Genomic DNA, 20,263 nt, shown 5'->3' on the forward strand with positions numbered 1-20,263 from the left:
CCTCCTATACAACTGTAATTCCCCAATTTTAACACCTTCAAATTTAATAAAAATATAGTATGCACCTGCTATTTTATCGTTTTACGAACTTAATAATTATATAAAAAATAACAAAAACACATTACATTTACAAAGATTGGAATTTATTTCTCTTGAATTTACTGTATTCCTATTGATAAAATAATTTAGGTCTTAAATATTATCTATCTTAAAATAATTCTTTTAAATTATGTATTTTACTTCAATATAATATTCCTCAAACTTAAACTTGCAAATGAAAGAAGGGATTTATTTATGCATTATAAACAATCCAATTTATTCCGAAAAATGATTGAACCTACAATTCTCTTTATTGCACTTTTTTTTCTCACGATACTAACTGATTTTCTAACACCTACGTATGAATATTTCATACTCCTATTTATTGCATTAATCATTTCTAGCCGTTACGGTATATCTATTGCTCTCTTCGTCTTTCTTGAAGCAATGATTTACATTTTTATAAGCGGTATATATAAGGGAAATGATATATTATTGTACTTTTATTCAACAGATTATTGGATGAGTTGGATTTTCTTACTCATTATTAGTTTATATTGTGGACTAATGAGTACTTCACAAAAGGAACGTTATGAAGATATACAGATGATAAATAATGAGCTGAAAGCTGAAAATAAAGAGTTAAAGTATGTTGTGAAACAATTGGATGAAACACGTATTACATTACGCTCTCGTGTACTTGAATCAAATAACCACTTATCTAAAATGTATCATATGTTTAAAGCTTTAAATCATACACACCCTGAAATTGTATTGGATGAAGGAATGAATGTATTAAAAATGTATTTTGGCGCAACAAAGATTGGTATTTACCATGTTGATAATAATAAACAATCATTGCGTGTTAAATTAAGATCAGAAACTGGTGAAAATACATTACCTCAATCTATTTTTGTTAAAAATGCTTCATTAGTCATCAAAAATGCCCTAGCGCATAATCGACCTTTTTTCCGTACAGATGAGGATTCTCAGGATGCCCCACTTTTAGTTGGCCCTGTCCTATTCCAGGATGATGTACAATACGTCATTATATTAGACGAAATTGAGTTTTCAAAAGTAACTTCTGAGCAGTTCGAACTTTTCACATGGTATTTACGCTGGATGGGTGATCGTTTACAAAATGCTTCTAATCTTTGGTTATCTAGTCAAGAGGATCGTACATTTCCTAACACAAGTATTTACTATGAAAATGAATTCGAACATTTACTAAAAATTGAAAAGAAACGTTACGAAACATTATCTTATCCATATTCCTATTTTGAGTTCAACGCTCCACAAGATTCTTTAGAAATGATACATTCTATTTTACAAGAGCACTTGCGAGATATTGATATATTAGGATATAGCACATTTAAGGAAAAAGTTATGATTTTATTACCCGGCACAGAAGAAAAGTTTTTACTACAAATTCAAACTCGTATACAAAATGCCCTTTCTGCTAAAGGAGTGATAGCCTGATGACTTTACTCCTTCTTTATGTTATTTATGCTATTTTAGTTTTTCTCTTATTTCGTTTTACAAAAAATTTAATTACAGAAGATAAAAAGGGGATTATTGAATTTTGCTTGATCCTCTCTCTTCTTTTCCCGCTCATCGGACTCCTTGTATCAGCAATCATGTTATTACTTAATATAAGAAAATCCAAAACAGAGTGGTTACAGCAATACTCTGATTATGTTTCTTTTCAAGTTGATAATTATGAAGATATTTTAGAATCGGCTAAACAAGATATGGATTTAATTTCATTTTCCTCTGGATTAGAACTAGATAGGCCTGAACTTCATAAACAACTTATTGTTCAGTTAAGTTCCTCCTCTATTTCTAACGAAGGCGGATTGTTGAAAGAAGCAATCCACCATAAAGACCCTGAAACTGTACATTATGCAGCGACTACTATTAATTTTCTGAATGAGCGCTACGAAAAACAGATCGAATACTTAAATAAGCAATTTTTACAAAGTCCACAAAATGACATTGCAAAAGAGCTGGTTTCTAACTATTTAAGATATATAGATAGTGGTCTTCTTTCTAATCAACAAAAAGAAAAAATAATCGATGAGTTTATGAATTTTATTACATTAAGTATAGAAATATTCCCTAAAGAATCTCTTTACTCTTTCCAACTTGGAAATCTATTTCTACACAAAAAACAATATGCAAAATCTGAAGAACAATTTTTAAATCTTATTTATCTCTATCCTGAATCATATTACGGTTATGTTGGATTGCTTGAAATATATTATGAACAAAAATTATGGGACAAGCTTTATGAATTAATCAATAATCTAACAGATACAAAAATAATTCATATACTACCGCGCAAATATCAATTGTTTGTAGGGCAGTTTGGAGGCGTACACATTGAAAAAGGGGATTAATATATATATTGGGATTATTAGTATCATTTTATTTCTCTTAATTATATCCATTCTTATATATCGAACCGAGAATTTCTACCAAAAATTCCCTGAACCTAAAGCGAAAGAAACAAATCCGGTTAAGGCACTCACGGCAAAAGATGTACCTCAAAATGGGCAAAAAATGCAATTATACGTTTTGAAAACGGATAATAATTTAGGGCAACAAGTTGAATTTAATACGAAGAAGGCAATGGATTACGCACATATACACTATAAAGATATTTCAGCTAATGAAGTTAAGGGACTTACTCCCTCCCCCTATACAGGGATTATTATTACAGGCGAAGGAATGGATCAGCTTCCACAAGCTGATCTTCAAAATTTTGTACAAATGGGTGGAAGAATTATTATTGCAAACCGACTTGATTCAAATCCTTCCTGGAACGCTCTATTTGGTATTACAAAAAAAGAAGGCTTCAAAGATGCAAAAGGATTAACCTTTGAAGAGGTTTTATTCCCTGGTTATCCAGATCTCCCAAGTTCTTCTGCGCTGTTTACTCATAGCTCAATGAATATTACGTTAGATGAAAATACAACCACTCCTTGGATTACAGCGGAAGATACTCCTATCCTCTGGACCAATGACTATGGTGAAGGAAAAGTCTTATATTGGAATACAACAGCATTGAACGACAAATTAGGTAGAGGTATGTTCGTTCAATCACTAGGAACTATTTTCCCTGCTTTTGCCACAGCACAGCTTGGGGCGGAGATTATGTATATCGATGACTTCCCATCTCCAATTCCAAATGGAGAACTAAAAAACTTAACGACTGAAAAAATATCCGTTGAAGAGTTTTATAAAAAACATTGGTGGAAAAATATGAAGGATATCTCCGACGAATTTCATATTAAATATACGGGTGTTGCAATTGGGACATACCAGAATAACGTAACTCCACCTTTTGAAGATTTTGCAGGTAAGAATAGAAATACTTACTTATTATTCGGAAGAGAATTATTAACTCATGGCGGGGAAATTGGAATTCACGGCTATAACCATCAACCTTTGTTATTACCATCAGATCCGGTAGACAAATCGCTTGAATATGTTCCTTGGAATTCAAAGGGGGATATGGAGAGCTCTTTAGATTCTCTACAAAAGCTCGTGTATAACTTCTTTCCAAATGAAAAATTAAAAACCTATGTACCGCCATCTAATATTATAAACACAACTGGATTAAGTGCATTAAACAACGCTGTTCCAACTCTAGAAACGGTTGCTTCTCTATATGTGGGAAGTACAAGTAACGGCAGTTTAATTCAAGAATTCGGACCAGATATACAGAACAAAAACATTTATCACTTCCCGCGCATTACGAGTGGATATGCTATCACGGATGAGGAACAATTCATATTAACTGATGTTACCGCAAACTTAGGTGTTATATCACATTTCGTCCATCCAGATGATATCCTTGATGAAAAACGCTCAGGTAACTTAACATGGGAAGAATTATTTAAAGCTTATAAAACAACAATCAAAGAAATTCGAGAAAGATATCCTTATATAAAAAGTATGACTCAAAGTGAAGCAACTGCTTCTATGAAAATTTATCAAACAGGTGATCTGGACGTTTCTTACGAAGAAGATGCTGTTCATATTGCATATAAAGGGTTACCAAGCCATACTTCAACAATTATACGTGTAGAAAAAGGAAAGGAATTGAAAACTGGCTCTTTCCCATACGGTACAGTTACAAAACTAGATTCCCAAATCTATAGCGTTACATTAAAAAAAGCCAGCGCTACAATTCCAATTAAAGGAGCATAGCAGATGAGAATAGGTTTAGTCGTTGAAGGAAGTTATCCTTTTGTCAGTGGTGGAGTAGCAAGCTGGGTGCAAATGATTATCCAGCAATTTAAAGAACATGAATTTACCATATTTGCAATCGTACCGCAAATAAAAACAGAAGAGGAATATCAATACGAAATCCCAAGCAATGTAAAAGATATCATTCTGATTCCCTTACAATCAGAATGTGAATCAAAACGCATGAAAACCCATTTAACTACTGAAGAAGTACAAACACTTCAAAAATGGTTTACATTTCAAGCTAACGATACAACAGCATTACAAATATTAGGAAACAAACAAAAGCTAGGAACACTCCATTCCTTCTTCGAAAGCCGTGAGTTTTATGAAATTGTTAAAGAAAGTTATTTATATGAAGAAAGTAGTGGTTCCTTCTTAAATTACTTTTGGATGTGGAGATCTATGTTCACACCAATCATTCAAATTTTACAAATTGATTTTCCTGAATTAGATCTAATTCATTCTGTATCTACAGGCTATGGTGGGCTTCTTGGCGCTGCAATTAGCGCCAAGTCTGACATACCATTTATTCTAACTGAGCATGGTATTTATTCTCGGGAGCGTGAAGAAGAAATACTCCAATCTACTTGGATACCAATTGAATACAAAAAAAGATGGGTTTCTTTCTTCCATCATTTGTCTCATCAAGCATATGAACAGGCTAATGATGTAATTACCTTGTTCGGCCGAAATAGTGCCTATCAAAAAGAATTAGGTGCTCCATCTCATAAACTAAAAATCATTCCGAACGGAGTTACTCTATCTGATTATAACGGGCTTCGTAAATCGGCATACAACTCAGAGAAACTCATTATTTCTGCCATCATTCGTGTTGTACCAATTAAAGATGTAAAAACAATGATTTATGCGGCTAAATTATTATTAGAGAAAGATGTTCCTTTTGTATTTTATCTGTTAGGGCCCGATACAGAAGAGCCAGAATACGCTCAAGAATGCCGAGATTTAATTCAACAATTAGGGCTAAAAGATTATGTCATAATGACTGGCAAGGTGAATATTAAAGATTACTTAAAACAAACAGATATACTCGTATTAACAAGCATCTCTGAAGGACAACCTCTAGCTATGTTAGAAGGTATGGCAGCAGGATTACCATGGGTTGTTACAGATGTTGGTTCTTGCAAAGAATTGATTTATGGGCAAGATGGCGATTCATACGGTCAATGTGGATTTGTTGTGCCACCTGTATCTCCCGAACAAGTTGCTATTTATTTAGAATGGTATTACCGCCATCCTGAATCCATTCAACAGTTTGGAGATAATGGACGTAATCGTATTGAAGCATACTATCAATTATCAGGTGTAGTTGAGAGCTATCGTAAGCTTTACTTAGAAAGAGGCGAGGAAATGTGGCAGGCATAGGATTTCGATTACAAAAATTATTTCAAGAAGATTATTATTCTTCAAGGGTAAAGGCTTATGGATTTTCATTATTTGTTACAGCCGGCCCTTGGTTAGTCGTTATTTTAGCAGTAACGGCTATTCGATACATTTTAAGTTTGTTCCATTCGATTTCAGTTGACGAACAACGCCTTTTTACCATTTCAATTTCATACTGCTTTATTTTTTCTCAAATTATATACGGAGCATTACAACTCATCGTAACTAGATATGTGGCTGACCTCTTATACGAGCAAAAAGCTGATAAAGTATTTTCTTCATTTTTAGGAATGACGAAGATCACACTTTTTTTAGCTATTATTTTATGGCTTTTGTTTGCATTCTTCACACCATTAGCCTTGTATTATAAAATCGTGATGTTATTTTTATTTTTAGCTTTAAATATCATTTGGATTCAATCCATTTATTTAACGGCAGCTAAAGATTATCAATCAATTGCTCTTGCATTTTTAATTGGTTCTATCTTTTCCTTATCCGGAATTGCACTAATAGCTTACTGGCATCCAACACTTGGACTAGAACACGGATTTGCCTTATTACTTTTAATTGCTTTTACAATTGGAACTTTCATTACATTGGTATGGTTAAGTATCGTTATTGTACGAATGTTTCCAAATAGTGACGCTACTGAACAATTTACCTTTCTTTCTTATTTAGATAAATATCCAGAACTATTTTGGTCAAGTTTATTTTACAATATTGGTATTTGGGTATGTAACTTTGTTATTTGGTTTGGAGAAGGGCGAGGAAATATTGAAGATACATTTATTTATCACCAAGTCTATGATACTTCTGTTTTCTGGGCCTATTTAAGCATTATTCCAACCTATATTTTCTTTGTAGTATCCATTGAAACAAGGTTTTATGAAAGATATAAAAAATTCTTTGGTTCGGTGAACAACGGTGGAACATTAAATACAATTTTACAATTAAAAGATTCCATGAACTTTGTTCTAAAACAAGAAATGGAACGAATACTGCGTAATCAAGGTATTGTTTCTTTACTTATTATTTTTATAATATGGATGTTTAGTTCGCAATCTGGAAAAATGTCACTTGAATACTCTATTTTGCAACTGACTATAGTTGGGGCTTATGCAAATGGAATGGTCCTCGTTATTACATTACTACTGTTATACTTCGAGGATCGTAAAGGTGCCTTTCGAACATCAGCCTTATTCTTTTTTGCAAACTTGATATTAAGTCTTCTTCTACTTCCGTTTGGATTCAATGGTTACGGTATTAGTTTTGCAATTGGGTCTTCTATTACATTTCTATATGCTATTTCTAGACTTTTTACTTATATTAAAGATATTGATTACTATACGTTTTGCCAGTCAAATGCTCCTATAAAACAGCGAACTTTCTTTACTAAATTGGCTTATAAACTTAATAGGAAACGAATATAGAAAAAATGACCTATTGCTTATGCAAAGGTCATTTTTTCTATATATTAAACTTCTAGATAGCCATTTTTGTTATTTGATTGCCATCTCCAGGAATCTGCACACATCTCTTCTAATCCACGTGTTGCTTCCCATCCTAATTCACGCTTTGCTTTCGATGCATCAGCAAAACATACGGCCACATCACCAGGACGACGCTCTGTAATTTTATAAGGAACTTTCTTGCCTGAAACTTTTTCAAATGCTTCAACCATCTCTAACACACTATAACCCGTACCTGTGCCCAGATTATAAGCATCTACTCCCGTTGTGTTCAGTACTTTCTCAAGTGCTTTTACGTGACCATTTGCTAAGTCTACAACATGAATGTAATCACGGACACCTGTTCCATCTTTAGTTGAGTAGTCGTTTCCAAATACGCTTAATTCCTTTAGCTTGCCTACCGCTACTTGTGTTACATACGGCATTAAGTTATTTGGAATTCCATTTGGATCCTCTCCAATACGCCCACTTTCATGTGCACCAAATGGATTGAAATAGCGAAGTAATGCGATACTCCATTCTGCATCCGCAAATGCTACATCACGCATAATTTGTTCAATCATTAATTTCGTTTGACCGTATGGATTTGTTGCACTTAACGGAAACTCCTCCGTAATTGGTGATGTTTCTGGGATACCATATACCGTTGCAGACGAACTGAAGATCATCTTCTTCACATTATGCTTCCGCATTACATCACATAACACTAATGTGCTTGTAATGTTGTTATGATAATATGTTAATGGGATTGCCACTGATTCTCCTACAGCCTTAAAGCCTGCGAAATGAATGACAGCTTCAATTGTGTTTTTTTCAAAAATCATATCAAGTGCTTCGCGATTTAAAACGTCTTCTTGATAAAATTTAAATTGTTTTCCTGTTATCTCTTTCACCCGATTGATAGACTCTACCGAGCTATTCGAAAGATTATCCACTACTATAATTTCGTAACCGCCATTCAGTAATTCTACGCATGTATGACTACCAATATATCCTGCTCCACCTGTTACAAGTATTGCCATAATTATAGTCCTCCATATTTCATTCATTATAAACTTCTCAAAGTATATCACATATTTCTTATCCTATGTTTATTATGCGAACACAGAAACTTACATTTTATCCCATACTTATTTTGTACAATACACGATTTCACTGGAGCAATCAAAAAATGCTACATAACAAAAGTCATGTAGCATTTTTAATTAAATTACGTAACAATATACACTTAGAAAATGTGCAAGACTACCTAATAATACAAAAATATGAAAAATTTCATGATGACCCATATATTTAAACTCTAACCATTTTGGCTTCGCACCGTAAATAAATCCACCAATTGTATAAAAGATACCTCCAAGCACCAAGAATACGATACCTCCTGTGCTTAGACTCTCAGCTAATGGTGCAAAGAATAGAACGATTAACCAACCCATCGTAATATAAATCGCTGTCGATAACCATCTCGGACAATTAAACCAAAACATTTTAAAAACAATACCGCAAATTGCAGTTGCATAAACTAAGCAAAATAATAACAAACCATTTGCAGAATGTAATGTAATTAAGCAAAAGGGTGCATATGTACCTGCAATTAATATAAAAATCATAGAATGATCTAATTTCCTAAAGAAATAAATAACACGTTCACTGGCTACAACACTATGATATACAGCTGATGCCGTATAAAGGACCATCATCCCGATACCAAATAAAATAACAGCTGTGATCGCAGCAAATGACGGCATCTTAATAGAAACTTTCACAAGCATAGCTAATAATGCAATAAATGATAATACAGCTCCACCTAAGTGAGTAAATGCATTAACCGGTTCTCTTACATAAGCGTTCATAATAACACCCCTCATATAATTACATGTAGTTTTAATAACTACATGTAATTATATACACATTATTTATATAGGTCAACATTTACAATTCATTTGTTTCGTAATACCATATTTAAAGGCATATCAAACATTCAATTCCACTACGTTATAAAAGTGAGGGATTCTACGTGGAAAATATAAATACATTACTTGAATCATTACAATTAGAAAAAAATATTAAACTTGAGGATATTCCGAATGTCGACTTATATGTAGACCAAGTTGTCCAACTATTTGAGAATACTTATGCGGATACAACAAGAGCTGCTGATGAAAAAGTATTAACAAAAACAATGATTAACAATTACGCAAAAGGGAAACTATTCATCCCTATCAAAAACAAAAAGTATTCAAAAGAGCATATGATTTTAATTAGCTTAATTTATCAATTAAAAGGAGCCCTTTCCATTAACGACATAAAAAGCTCCTTAGAAAATATAAATGACTCCTTATTAAACGATGATACGTTCGAATTAAATACACTATATAAAGACTATCTCGCTCTTACTGAAAACAATGTCGAGAACTTTAAACAAGACGTAAATAACCGCATTACAGAAGTAAATGAAAATTCTTCCGCAACAGATCCAAAGCTAGAAAAGTTTTTATTACTAACATCCTTCGTGACGATGAGTAATATGTATAGACGTTTAGCAGAGAAGTTAATTGATGATCTAAAAAAATCTTAATAATTGCAAAACGCTGCCTAAAAATAGACAGCGTTTTATTTCTTATTACTTTATTAGGATACCTTCTGTTATCAGAATGATTCTAGAAACTTAGTAACTCAAATTTCTGAAATACTCAGCTATTCCTACCATTATCCTTGTACTAACGGTATTAAAAACACGTTTCTTTTGAGAAAAACATAAATCAAATATGATGTATAAGCCTATATTCTTATTCTTCTAAAGTAAAAAAGCACATTCTATAGACTAACAGAATGTACTTTTCTCTAATTTCTAAAATTTGTATCCCCTCAATGTTTCCTTATTAACAATTCAAAGCGATCATAATACTCTTTTAATAATAATTTACACATAGAATAGAAAATGAAAACATTAATAGTCACTATGAACATTCCCATATTCGTATTTAATTTAGCGTACAGAACCATTACTAAATTTAAAAAGATTGTTACAGTTAATCCTAATGTTATCCCTGTCCACTTCATTTCATATAACAGTAAAAACATCACAAATACTAATGCTGGAAAAGAATATCTTTCATGCATTTGTGTAGGCAACATAAAAAATGCGAAACTTATAAAAGTCGCAGCTTTCAACAGAACTGGCGTATTCATTTGACGATGGAAAAATACATACAGACAAGTTAATGCTGTGGCGATAGATAAAAGTATTAATCCCACTGTTTTCAAAGTGATATGCGGTAAAATTTGAATAGTATCTAATGTATCAGGACTAGTACCAATTGCATAATACCAAATATTCATGGCATACACCGTTACCGTCGGGAAAGTGCCCACTGCATTTAAATATGCTTGTTTTAACATAGTACTAAATGTGCCATGAGCTGCAAAATAAACGCTAAATAGTAATAAAGGTATACAGAATCCTATTACAAATTTAGACAATTGTTTCCATTCTCTTTTTTCCCATATTACTTTTAAGAAATACATAGCGAATACAGGCGCAATTACAATCGATTGAAATTTAGCTAATAATGCTACAGCATAAATAACCCCAGACCAAGTTGGTTTAGACATTAGTAATAAAAGAGAACTAACCATCAATATACTATGTAGCATATCCACTTGACCCCAAACGGTCCCATCCACTATAAAAGCTGGACTCAATGCAAAAAATGTTACTAATGCTGCTCTGATAATTGAATTACCTATTCTTTTAGAAGCTATAGCAAAAATAATTATAGCCATTATTTCAAATAAAATAGATGGTATTCTAATTAACACACCGGCAGCATCCACGTGTATATTAAAAAATGACAATATCTCTCCATAAATACCTAAAAGAGCTAATAGGAATGGTGGATAGTTTACTAAATCTCCATGTGCATACACATCACCTAATCCATATTTACCTACAGTATTCATCCAATCCACGAAAAAAAGTTGATCTCGTTCAAATCCTTCTAAATGCGATGCTAAATATAAACGTAATAAAAAAGAAGCGGCAATTACAAAAATGAAATAAAAAGAGAGCCAATTTAAATTACGCTTATTCTCAGTCAAACTCATCAATCAAACACCTTCTCTACTCTCATATATTTTTCAAAAATAATATTTAAAATTAATTTATATAAAAAATTCACCAACCTACAGTATAACATTTCCATTACGTACTAAGAGGAATTAAATGCAAATGCTACTATATAACTTAACAATTGTATGTTGTTCAAACGTTTTGGAATTAACCCCCATGCGAATACTAGTAACAATCGTATTAATCCCTATTCAATAAGAAAACCATCCACTTTAAAAGTGGATGGTTTTCTTACTTAATTGCTTCATGAACCTTTAATTGTTTCCCTTTAATCGTTGTATTTTTCATGATTTTTAAAACAAGCGGCCCTTTTCCATTTAATATTTCAACATAAGAAACATTGTCTTGGATTGTAATAATGCCTATATCTTCTGCTGTAACGCCTTTAATTTTAGCAATTGTACCGACGAAATCTACCGCCCTAATTTTCTTTTTCTTCCCGCCATTAAAGTACAATTTCATAATTCCTTTGTTTAGGTCTGCATTTTTATCTTTCTTTATAATTGGTTTAGCATGTATCTTTTCCTCAAATACTGCTCTCTCTTTTATAACTTCTTCTTTTGAAGGTGCAAGTGACTTTGGAATTTCAAATCCGATGTATTCCTCGATCTCTTCTAAAAATCTATTTTCATGCGGCGTTATGAATGTAATAGCCTTTCCATTATTACCAGCGCGTCCCGTTCTTCCCGTACGATGTACATAACTTTCTTTTTCTAGTGGGATATCGTAATTAATAACATGTGTAATATTATCAATATCAATTCCTCTTGCAGCTACATCTGTTGCTACTAAGTAACGGAACTTTCCTTTTCGAAAATCATCCATAACTTCGAAACGATCTTCTTGTACCATACCACCATGGATTTTATCACAAGGATAGTTAACGCGCTTTAACTGTCTAAATACGTGATCTACATTTTCTTGTGTACGGCAAAAAATAATACAACTATCTGGATTTTCAATCGTTGTTACATCTTTAAGAAGTGAAAGTTTCTCCTCTTCTCTCGCCTCGAAAAGTGTATGTTCAATTTTGTCTGTTGTAATCCCAGCAGCCTTAATTTCAATATGCGTTGGCGAATCCATATACGTACGAGATAACTTTTCAACATCTTCTGGAAGTGTTGCCGAAAATAGCATTGTCATTCGTTTTGTAGGTAATTCGTCAATAATTGCCTCTACTTGATCGATAAAGCCCATATTTAGCATTTCATCTGCTTCATCAATCACTAAATACTTCAAACGATCTAAAGAAAGGGTACCTTTTTCAATATGATCTAACACACGGCCAGGAGTTCCAACTACAATATGTGTCTTTTGCTTTAACTCTAATTTTTGACGTGCAAATGGAGATTTACCATAAATCGCGGCAGCCTTAATTCTTTTGAAGCGACCTATATTCGTAATATCTTCTTTCACTTGCACCGCAAGCTCTCTCGTCGGTGTTAAAATTAGCGCTTGTGGCTTATTCTCTTCCCACTCCACCATTTCACAAAGTGGTATACCGAACGAAGCTGTTTTTCCACTTCCAGTCTGTGACTTTACGACAAGGTCTTTCTTTTGCAAAGCAACTGGAATAACCTCTCCTTGCACTTCCGTTGGATGCTCATATCCTAAACCAGTAAGTGCCCTTACAATTTCTTTACTTAATGCATACTCGGCAAAGCTTCTTTTACTCATGTACTAACCTCATTTTATTCTGTATTTAATAATTATATGTTTATTCCCCTACATTTAATTATACTAAGATGATATATCAAACTAATATTTGTCATTCACTAAGATATCAACTTAACCTAAGTATAACTCTTTTTTATATTGTTTTTTTAACAATATAAAAAAAGAGCAGACTTACTAATAAGTCTGCCCACCTACATAACGTAAAATATATTTTTTTAGGTAAAATATTTTTACGGAACTAACCTTTTTACAACTGGTATTCTTTGCAATACTAACGTTATTACCATACTAAGGACAAGTGTAATAATTACATTTATAGGTATTGCCAATATCGCATGTACATGTGCATTCACCTTTGGAATAATTATGTATAGATAATTATTTAATAAGAAAAAGTGAAGAATATAAATTCCAAGACTTGCTTTGTTTATGCCACGTAATAAAAATGGTAATTGTCTTTCTGAATTTTGGAAAGCATATCTGAAAAAGACAAATAATCCAATTGCCATAAGTACAACACCTGGCGCAAAATATTCATACCAATATTGATCTAGCTGCCCATTGGCTTTGACTGTATAATGGTATGTAATAAAGAATGTACCAATACACCCTACAAGTCCTCCAATATAAGAAATATTCCTCCATTTTTTCGCAATCTCATAATTCGATAAGTAATAACCAAGTAGAAAATATCCTACATAATTTGTAACGTAAAATAATTCGATATTAAAGTTGATAGGATAATAATAATTTACTAGTTTAACTATAACAGATGCATATAGCCATAAAATTAAGAAATATTCTATCTCTCTCTTCTTAGCATTTTGCACAAATACTTTCAATAAAGGTGTGATTAAATATATTCCTACAATCATGTATAAGAACCATAGATGTAACCCGATATTATTTGTTAAAAAGTACTTTATCCCTTGCTTTAAAGAAGCTGGAAAATATCCTACACAAGCCCCATAGATGTAAAATATAGCACTCCAACCTATAAAAGGTATGATCACTTTACTTGCACGTTTCTTTAAAAATTCCCCAATAGAAGTATCTTTTGTTCCCTTTAATAATAAGGCTCCACTAATCATTACAAAAATTGGAACACTTGCACGCGAAAGTGAATCATAAAAATTACCAGCCAGCCAACGCGACACATTATTTGAATCTAACGTAGACACATACCCTGCAGCAACGTGAATTGTAACGACCGCAATTGTCGCTAATACACGTAGCCAATCCATATATACTAAACGCCCCATAAAATCTCCCCTAAAATAATATATTTATCTATTATTTCCCCTATATAATTCTACAGTAAACGCTTACACATTGAAATACATTGCAACCATATAAATCCAATAAATATTAAATTAACTTTTTTTCAAATTAAACATTAAAACCTTTGACTTATTACTAAAAATACTGTAAATTATCATTTGGACGAACATTTTTAAATAAACTAAATAAAATATTCGTATTTTAGGGGTGTAAATGATGGAAAACGTATTTGACTACGAAGATATTCAATTAATTCCTGCAAAATGCATTGTAAATAGCCGATCAGAATGTGATACAACTGTCACTTTAGGAAAACATAAATTTAAATTACCTGTCGTACCTGCAAATATGCAAACGATTATTGATGAAAGAATCGCAACTTATTTAGCTGAAAATAATTACTTCTATATCATGCATCGTTTCCAACCAGAGAAACGAATCTCATTTATTAGAGATATGCAATCTCGTGGATTAATTGCTTCAATCAGCGTTGGTGTTAAAGAAGACGAGTATGAATTCGTACAACAATTAGCTGCTGAGCAACTTACACCTGAATACATCACGATTGATATCGCACACGGTCATTCTAATGCGGTAATCAACATGATTCAGCACATTAAAAAACATTTACCAGAAAGCTTTGTTATCGCTGGAAACGTTGGAACTCCAGAAGCGGTGAGAGAATTAGAACACGCTGGCGCTGACGCAACAAAAGTTGGTATTGGACCTGGTAAAGTTTGTATTACTAAAATTAAAACAGGCTTTGGAACTGGCGGTTGGCAACTAGCTGCACTTCGCTGGTGTGCAAAAGCTGCAAGTAAGCCTATCATCGCTGACGGTGGTATCCGTACGCACGGTGATGTAGCTAAATCTATTCGATTTGGGGCGACTATGGTTATGATCGGTTCTCTATTCGCGGGTCATGAAGAGTCTCCAGGGGAAACAATCGAAAAAGATGGCAAACTTTATAAAGAATATTTCGGTTCAGCTTCTGAATTCCAAAAAGGTGAGAAGAAAAACGTTGAAGGTAAAAAAATGTTCGTAGAGCATAAAGGTTCTTTAGAAGATACATTAATCGAAATGGAACAAGATCTTCAATCGTCTATCTCTTATGCTGGCGGAACTAAATTAGACGCTATTCGTACTGTAGATTATGTTGTCGTTAAAAACTCTATTTTCAACGGTGACAAAGTATATTAATTTTCAAACAAGAAAAAGGACAAGCCTCTTATGCTTGTCCTTTTTTTATTTTCCAAACCTTTTGCGGTACCCACATTTTCTGCATAACTCTTCAACCGCAACTCTTTTCGAAAATCCATCCACAATATTGTTCGCTCTTTCACCTTCAATAATGTTAGAAAATGAGTCATTATTAATATTTCCGAGATTAATAATACCTTCACCATCTAAACAACAAGGTATAACCGTTCCGTTTGCCAAAATACCAGCTTGATTACGGAGACCATGACAGAAACCTTTTCCATCATCCTCTTCTTCATGTAAAGCTGGCCACTGGAATTCATAGTCTTGATTAATAAAGACACGTTCCGCAATTTTTATGCCTTTTCCTGGTGTAAGCTTCTCTTCAATTTGATAAGGCAGATCAAACTCATTTTCAATTATGGATAATAAATCTCTATTTTTCTGGATTTCAATATTTGTTTTGTTATCCTGAGTTAAATTCCATAACCTTAGTGAAACGATTAAGTCCGATTGACTAGTCGCCTCTCTAATGAAAGAAAGTATACTTCTTACATACCCTTCTTTATCTTCCGAACCTGGATGCCCGTCAAAACTATGAAGTGAAAAGTTTATTTGCCTTAACGCAGGTTTATTTAACAGTCTATGCCTTCTCTTATTAATTAACGTTCCGTTCGTTGTAATATTTACTTTAAACCCTTTTTCATGGCTTAGATCAAGCAATTGATCTATCTTTGGATGCAGTAAAGGCTCACCCTTCACATGCAAATAAATGTAGTCTGTGTGGGGTTTAATTTGATCTAATCTTTTAGAAAAATCCTCCACAGAAATGAATTGCTTCTGCCTTTCTGTCGGCGGACAAAAGCTGCACGCAAGATTACATACGCTCGTAATCTCCAAGTAAAACTTCTTAAACTTTTTCACCTTTGATTCCTCACTTCTCTGACTACTTATAATTTTTTCCTCTTCATATTACAGCATACTTTTTTAGAAATAGAAACATACTTATTTTAGGAAATCTACAAGCCATCTTTTAATGTTCAAAAGACCATCGGTGATTTTTATCCAATGGTCTTTCCCACTATTAATTACCTTTAACCTCTTTTACATACTCCCATGTTTCACCTTGATTTTTTGATTGATAAAGTAGACTACTATTACCATTGTAGTCTCCATCTTCTCCTTGCCCTACTAGCATGTTAAAAACTCCATCCTTCTCATAAGGCATACTAGGAAAATCAAACGGATTTATTAACTGTCCACTTTCTAGTTTCACTTCATAATTCGTATAGCTCACCTTTTTAAAAGTTATACCACCATCATCTGTACGGTATAGCCCTCCTTCATTGCCAGAAGGTCTGGCTGCCCTTAAAAATCCGAGCTTTTCATTAAAAAAGATGATTCCTGATGCACTACCAACCGCTTCATTAAACGGGTCTTCATTTATAACTCCCCATGTTTCCCCACCATCAATTGTATTGCTTAGTGTATAAAAGGTACTCCCTAATGCTTTATCTGTAACATTTAGTTTATAACCCACTTCTTTTGAAAAGTAAAATTGCTCATTATTATTAGTTAAATCCTTCTTTTTCTTTTTAGAACTACTTTCCTTACTCCAGTTTGGATCACCTAGTAAATTATATCTAGCAGGTACTATCTCTTTCTCTTTTCCAGGGATAAATATAGATACCGTATATCCAATTATTTCAGATTTTGCGTCTTCTAGCTTCTCCGATTTCCCATCTTTATTAATATTAATAATTCCTTCTCTATTGTAACCCCAATTCCTTTTCCCGTAATAAACCAGTCCATACTGATTTTTATTCCACTTACTAACAGTTTGTTTAACTGGAATGGCTTGAACTGTTTTAATTAAAGGTTGTACTAATTTATCTTCATTATAATCAGCGTTAACATACCCATTTAGTCCTACAAAAATATCTTTTGATTTATTTTTATTATAAGATATTAAGTAGCTTTCCTCTTTTCCAGCAGCGTTTTTTCCATAAAGAAAGGTATCAAATGATGTAATTGTTCCATCTGAGTTAAATTCTAAAGTAAAATCATCCGACATATATAACTTCTTTGGCAAAGTATATTTCTTATTTATATCTTCAAAAATACCCTCTACACCATACTTATATATATTATCACGCTCAAATTCAACTGATCTTTCGTTTTTTACACTTTCTATAAACCATGCTAGTTTACCACCATAATTCGTCGCACTTTTATAAATTTTTATCCCATAAAAAAACGTTATAAAGATAAGGATGATAACCGAAATGTATTTCCATCCCTTTACATTTAATAATTTTGACGATTCACGTTCCCTATTTTTTATAACTCTAATTGTAGTAAATATAATAATAAATATTAAAAATGCTATACATAATAGCCAAATGTAAATATTATTATTCATTCTCCCATACATACATAACAAAGCTAATTCATAACAAAAAATCCAGTATACGATTATTACTAATGGATTTTTTAGTAATGATATCAATATTTTTTTCATATCTCCCTTAAATATGTTAAGCCCCCCCCTAAGTACATCTCATACTTCTTTTCTCCTATATTGAGTATACTTGATTTCACAAAACACTTTCATATCCCCATATTTATTGTACATTTTCATTACATATCGTTTAAATCTAAAAAAGTAAAATGCGTATAAAAAAGCACTCTATCTTGTAAAGATAAGTGCTAATTTCTTGATCATATTTTTATTCAATTTGTTAATACACAAAGCAGTATTAGTTTTCGATTACTGCTCACTATTTATGATAAGGTTCCCCACGATTAATCCGAAACGCTCTATACACTTGCTCAAGCAATACTAATCGCATTAATTGATGTGGTAATGTCATCTTTGAAAAAGAAAGTGATTCGTTTGAACGCTTCATTACTTCTGAACTTAGTCCAAGTGATCCACCAATTACAAATGCAACTTTACTCTTTCCATATGTAGCAAGGCGATCTAGACTTACCGCAAATTCTTCTGATGATTTTTGTTTTCCTTCTATAGCTAGCGCAATGACATGCGTATCATCAGAAATTTTATCCAGTATACGTATACCTTCTTTTTCTTTTACAATTAACATTTCTGCTTCACTTAAATTTTCTGGTGCCTTTTCATCTGGCAATTCAATTACTTCTACTTTTGCGTATGCAGATAATCGTTTTAAGTATTCTGCTATACCTTGTTTTAAGTATTTTTCTTTTAATTTTCCGATTGAAATAATCGAGATATTCACATCTATTCCCCACCTTACAAACACGTTATACACAGGACTTATCCACATATCCACAAATGTTACCCACATATTGTGTGAGAATCTGTGTTCGATACAACATATGTCGCCTCGTTTTGACAAAATTCACATGTTTTTTTCTCTTTTTCAGAGTTATCCACATTGTTGATAACTGGTGCAACCTCACACTCATCCACAATAATATCTAACGCTAATTCAACATGTTCTAAACAACAAGGTAAATTCATATTCTTCACCTCACTTTTCTACAATAGAAAACAGGAGGTAGGCCCTCCTGTTTCTAATACTTTTGAATGCCTAATTTTACAGTTGTTGTTGCTCGTTTAGTACCACGATAAAACGTAAGAGTCATTTTATCATTAATTTTTTTATCATATAACGCCGTACGGAATCCAATAATATCGTAAATCGGTTTTCCATCCACAGCCACAATAACATCATGTTCTCGTAAGCCAGCATCAGCACCTGGGGAAGGACCTTTTACATCTAAAATGCAAACACCGTCTGTTATATTATTTGGTAAATGTAGTGTTTGGGACCAATAATAATTCGGAATCTCATTTAGTGATCTAAGCTCAATTCCAACATAAGGTCTTCTCACTTTTCCCTGCTTCTCAAGTTCATTCATAACCGGAACAGCTCTAGTCACCGGAATAGCTAGTCCGATCCCTTCTACTTCTTTGGCAGCAATTTTCATTGAGTTAATACCAATTAATTGTCCTGCCATATTTATAAGCGCACCACCACTATTACCGGGATTAATCGCTGCATCTGTTTGTAATACTTCTACTTGCCAATCATAATGTCCATCTTGATCCAAATCTACAGGAACAATACGTTCATTAGCAGAAATAATACCTTGTGTGACAGTCCCAGAAAATTGCAATCCAAGTGGGTTCCCAATCGCAATGACCGGTTCCCCTCTACGAACGGTATTAGAATCACCAATTTCAATCACTTTTTTCACATACTTCGCGTCTATTTCTAGTACTGCTAAGTCCGTGACTACATCAGTTCCTAATACTTTACCTGGAACTTTCTTACCGTCACTTAAGCTCACCTCAATACGATTCGCCCCAGAAACAACGTGGTTATTTGTTACAATATACGCATGTCCATCTGTTTTCTTATAAATCACACCAGAGCCTGTACCAGCTTCTGAATCAGCCTCTGAGAAATCGTCTCGTTGAATATTAATAACCCCAACAACAGCATCTGAAGCACGATCAACAGCGTCGACAAAGCTAACTTGTTTAACAGGCACATTTCCATTTTGAGCTTCAGCCATATTTTTTTCACTTGCTTCAGCCTGCGGGAGCTTACCTGCATCATTTGAAAATAAAGGAGCTCCAAATGCAAACAATGAAGCCCCTACAATTGTTCCCGCTATACTAGAAATAACAATACCTTTATGTTTCTTTTTCCCTGCACGTTTAATACGATATTTTTCTTCATCAATAAAGGACATATTTGTTCACCTATCTTCCTGAAAACAACTATATTCACCTTTATTGTTTACTAAAATGAAG

Annotated in this window: 17 protein-coding genes; 7 read left to right on the plus strand and 10 right to left on the minus strand. The window is 33.1% G+C overall.

The window, feature by feature from the left end:
• The first annotated feature begins 294 nt into the window (after nt 1-294).
• The 5 genes from COI75_RS06645 to pelG are packed head-to-tail and all read left to right on the plus strand — an operon-like array spanning nt 295 to nt 7,127.
• A complete protein-coding gene (locus tag COI75_RS06645) occupies nt 295-1,518 on the plus strand; it encodes a GAF domain-containing protein (protein WP_000559011.1) in 1,224 nt (407 codons plus the stop codon).
• Nucleotides 1,518-2,438: a tetratricopeptide repeat protein gene (locus COI75_RS06650; RefSeq protein WP_000173545.1), complete on the plus strand. Its 921-nt coding sequence runs from the start codon at nt 1,518-1,520 to the stop codon at nt 2,436-2,438. The genes COI75_RS06645 and COI75_RS06650 overlap by 1 nt, the downstream gene beginning before the upstream one ends.
• Nucleotides 2,422-4,254 (plus strand): DUF2194 domain-containing protein, encoded by a 1,833-nt coding sequence (locus tag COI75_RS06655; RefSeq protein ID WP_000715309.1) that lies wholly within the window; start codon nt 2,422-2,424, stop codon nt 4,252-4,254. Before COI75_RS06650 ends, COI75_RS06655 begins: the two co-directional genes overlap by 17 nt.
• A 3-nt stretch (nt 4,255-4,257) precedes the next feature.
• Nucleotides 4,258-5,679 carry a GT4 family glycosyltransferase PelF gene (gene pelF, locus COI75_RS06660; RefSeq protein WP_001219506.1) on the plus strand — a complete coding sequence of 474 codons (1,422 nt, stop codon included), beginning with the start codon at nt 4,258-4,260 and terminating at the stop codon, nt 5,677-5,679.
• Nucleotides 5,667-7,127 (plus strand): exopolysaccharide Pel transporter PelG, encoded by a 1,461-nt coding sequence (gene pelG / locus COI75_RS06665; RefSeq protein WP_000907288.1) that lies wholly within the window; start codon nt 5,667-5,669, stop codon nt 7,125-7,127. Before pelF ends, pelG begins: the two co-directional genes overlap by 13 nt.
• Nucleotides 7,128-7,171: 44 nt before the next feature.
• On the opposite strand, the gene galE is transcribed toward pelG, so the two are convergent.
• Entirely contained in the window at nt 7,172-8,188 is a 1,017-nt protein-coding gene (galE, locus tag COI75_RS06670) for a UDP-glucose 4-epimerase GalE (RefSeq protein ID WP_000996523.1), read from the minus strand.
• A 183-nt stretch (nt 8,189-8,371) separates the two neighbouring features.
• Nucleotides 8,372-9,019: a PAQR family membrane homeostasis protein TrhA gene (gene trhA, locus COI75_RS06675; protein ID WP_000995374.1), complete on the minus strand. Its 648-nt coding sequence runs from the start codon at nt 9,017-9,019 to the stop codon at nt 8,372-8,374.
• Nucleotides 9,020-9,183: 164 nt separating this feature from the next.
• On the opposite strand from trhA, the gene COI75_RS06680 reads away from it, so the two are divergent.
• Complete coding sequence (locus COI75_RS06680) at nt 9,184-9,744, plus strand: DUF1836 domain-containing protein (RefSeq protein WP_000427933.1); 561 nt, start codon at nt 9,184-9,186, stop codon at nt 9,742-9,744.
• Between the two features lie 290 nt (nt 9,745-10,034).
• Here COI75_RS06680 and COI75_RS06685 read toward each other — a convergent pair whose 3' ends face one another.
• The 3 genes from COI75_RS06685 to COI75_RS06695 form a co-directional block, all read right to left on the minus strand.
• Nucleotides 10,035-11,273, minus strand: a complete 1,239-nt coding sequence (locus COI75_RS06685; protein ID WP_000059696.1) for a hypothetical protein — start codon at nt 11,271-11,273, stop codon at nt 10,035-10,037.
• 256 nt (nt 11,274-11,529) lie between these two features.
• Nucleotides 11,530-12,975, minus strand: coding sequence for a DEAD/DEAH box helicase (locus COI75_RS06690; protein WP_000044731.1), 1,446 nt, complete (start codon nt 12,973-12,975; stop codon nt 11,530-11,532).
• A 230-nt stretch (nt 12,976-13,205) separates the two neighbouring features.
• Nucleotides 13,206-14,237 carry an acyltransferase gene (locus COI75_RS06695; RefSeq protein WP_000533186.1) on the minus strand — a complete coding sequence of 344 codons (1,032 nt, stop codon included), beginning with the start codon at nt 14,235-14,237 and terminating at the stop codon, nt 13,206-13,208.
• 235 nt (nt 14,238-14,472) lie between these two features.
• On the opposite strand from COI75_RS06695, the gene guaC reads away from it, so the two are divergent.
• Nucleotides 14,473-15,456, plus strand: coding sequence for a GMP reductase (gene guaC, locus COI75_RS06700; protein ID WP_000432441.1), 984 nt, complete (start codon nt 14,473-14,475; stop codon nt 15,454-15,456).
• Between the two features lie 45 nt (nt 15,457-15,501).
• Here the strand turns inward: guaC and COI75_RS06705 are convergent, their stop codons facing one another.
• The 5 genes from COI75_RS06705 to COI75_RS06725 all read right to left on the minus strand — a co-directional run bounded on the left by COI75_RS06705 (nt 15,502) and on the right by COI75_RS06725 (nt 20,202).
• Nucleotides 15,502-16,380, minus strand: a complete 879-nt coding sequence (locus tag COI75_RS06705; RefSeq protein WP_000713640.1) for a radical SAM/SPASM domain-containing protein — start codon at nt 16,378-16,380, stop codon at nt 15,502-15,504.
• Between the two features lie 160 nt (nt 16,381-16,540).
• Nucleotides 16,541-17,977, minus strand: a complete 1,437-nt coding sequence (locus COI75_RS06710; RefSeq protein ID WP_000721961.1) for a WD40/YVTN/BNR-like repeat-containing protein — start codon at nt 17,975-17,977, stop codon at nt 16,541-16,543.
• 259 nt (nt 17,978-18,236) lie between these two features.
• Entirely contained in the window at nt 18,237-18,716 is a 480-nt protein-coding gene (gene rlmH / locus COI75_RS06715) for a 23S rRNA (pseudouridine(1915)-N(3))-methyltransferase RlmH (protein ID WP_001027003.1), read from the minus strand.
• A 59-nt stretch (nt 18,717-18,775) separates the two neighbouring features.
• A complete protein-coding gene (locus tag COI75_RS06720) occupies nt 18,776-18,961 on the minus strand; it encodes a CxxH/CxxC protein (protein ID WP_001052827.1) in 186 nt (61 codons plus the stop codon).
• Between the two features lie 53 nt (nt 18,962-19,014).
• The gene (locus tag COI75_RS06725; protein ID WP_000008022.1) at nt 19,015-20,202 is read right to left on the minus strand and encodes a S1C family serine protease; all 1,188 of its coding nucleotides are present in this window, start codon (nt 20,200-20,202) and stop codon (nt 19,015-19,017) included.
• Between the last annotated feature and the right edge of the window lie 61 nt (nt 20,203-20,263).

Origin of the sequence: Bacillus cereus (genome assembly GCF_002564555.1) — a bacterium.
Taxonomy (GTDB): Bacteria; Bacillota; Bacilli; order Bacillales; family Bacillaceae_G; genus Bacillus_A; species Bacillus_A cereus_K.

Bases quoted from the DNA above. Each gene is read 5' to 3' on its own strand.
- COI75_RS06645 (WP_000559011.1), top strand. From the start codon at position 295: ATGCATTATAAACAATCCAATTTATTCCGAAAAATGATTGAACCTACA.
- COI75_RS06650 (WP_000173545.1), top strand. From the start codon at position 1,518: ATGACTTTACTCCTTCTTTATGTTATTTATGCTATTTTAGTTTTTCTC.
- pelF (WP_001219506.1), top strand. From the start codon at position 4,258: ATGAGAATAGGTTTAGTCGTTGAAGGAAGTTATCCTTTTGTCAGTGGT.
- galE (WP_000996523.1), bottom strand. From the start codon at position 8,188: ATGGCAATACTTGTAACAGGTGGAGCAGGATATATTGGTAGTCATACA.
- trhA (WP_000995374.1), bottom strand. From the start codon at position 9,019: ATGAACGCTTATGTAAGAGAACCGGTTAATGCATTTACTCACTTAGGT.
- COI75_RS06685 (WP_000059696.1), bottom strand. From the start codon at position 11,273: ATGAGTTTGACTGAGAATAAGCGTAATTTAAATTGGCTCTCTTTTTAT.
- COI75_RS06690 (WP_000044731.1), bottom strand. From the start codon at position 12,975: ATGAGTAAAAGAAGCTTTGCCGAGTATGCATTAAGTAAAGAAATTGTA.
- COI75_RS06695 (WP_000533186.1), bottom strand. From the start codon at position 14,237: ATGGGGCGTTTAGTATATATGGATTGGCTACGTGTATTAGCGACAATT.
- guaC (WP_000432441.1), top strand. From the start codon at position 14,473: ATGGAAAACGTATTTGACTACGAAGATATTCAATTAATTCCTGCAAAA.
- COI75_RS06710 (WP_000721961.1), bottom strand. From the start codon at position 17,977: ATGAAAAAAATATTGATATCATTACTAAAAAATCCATTAGTAATAATC.
- COI75_RS06720 (WP_001052827.1), bottom strand. From the start codon at position 18,961: ATGAATTTACCTTGTTGTTTAGAACATGTTGAATTAGCGTTAGATATT.
- COI75_RS06725 (WP_000008022.1), bottom strand. From the start codon at position 20,202: ATGTCCTTTATTGATGAAGAAAAATATCGTATTAAACGTGCAGGGAAA.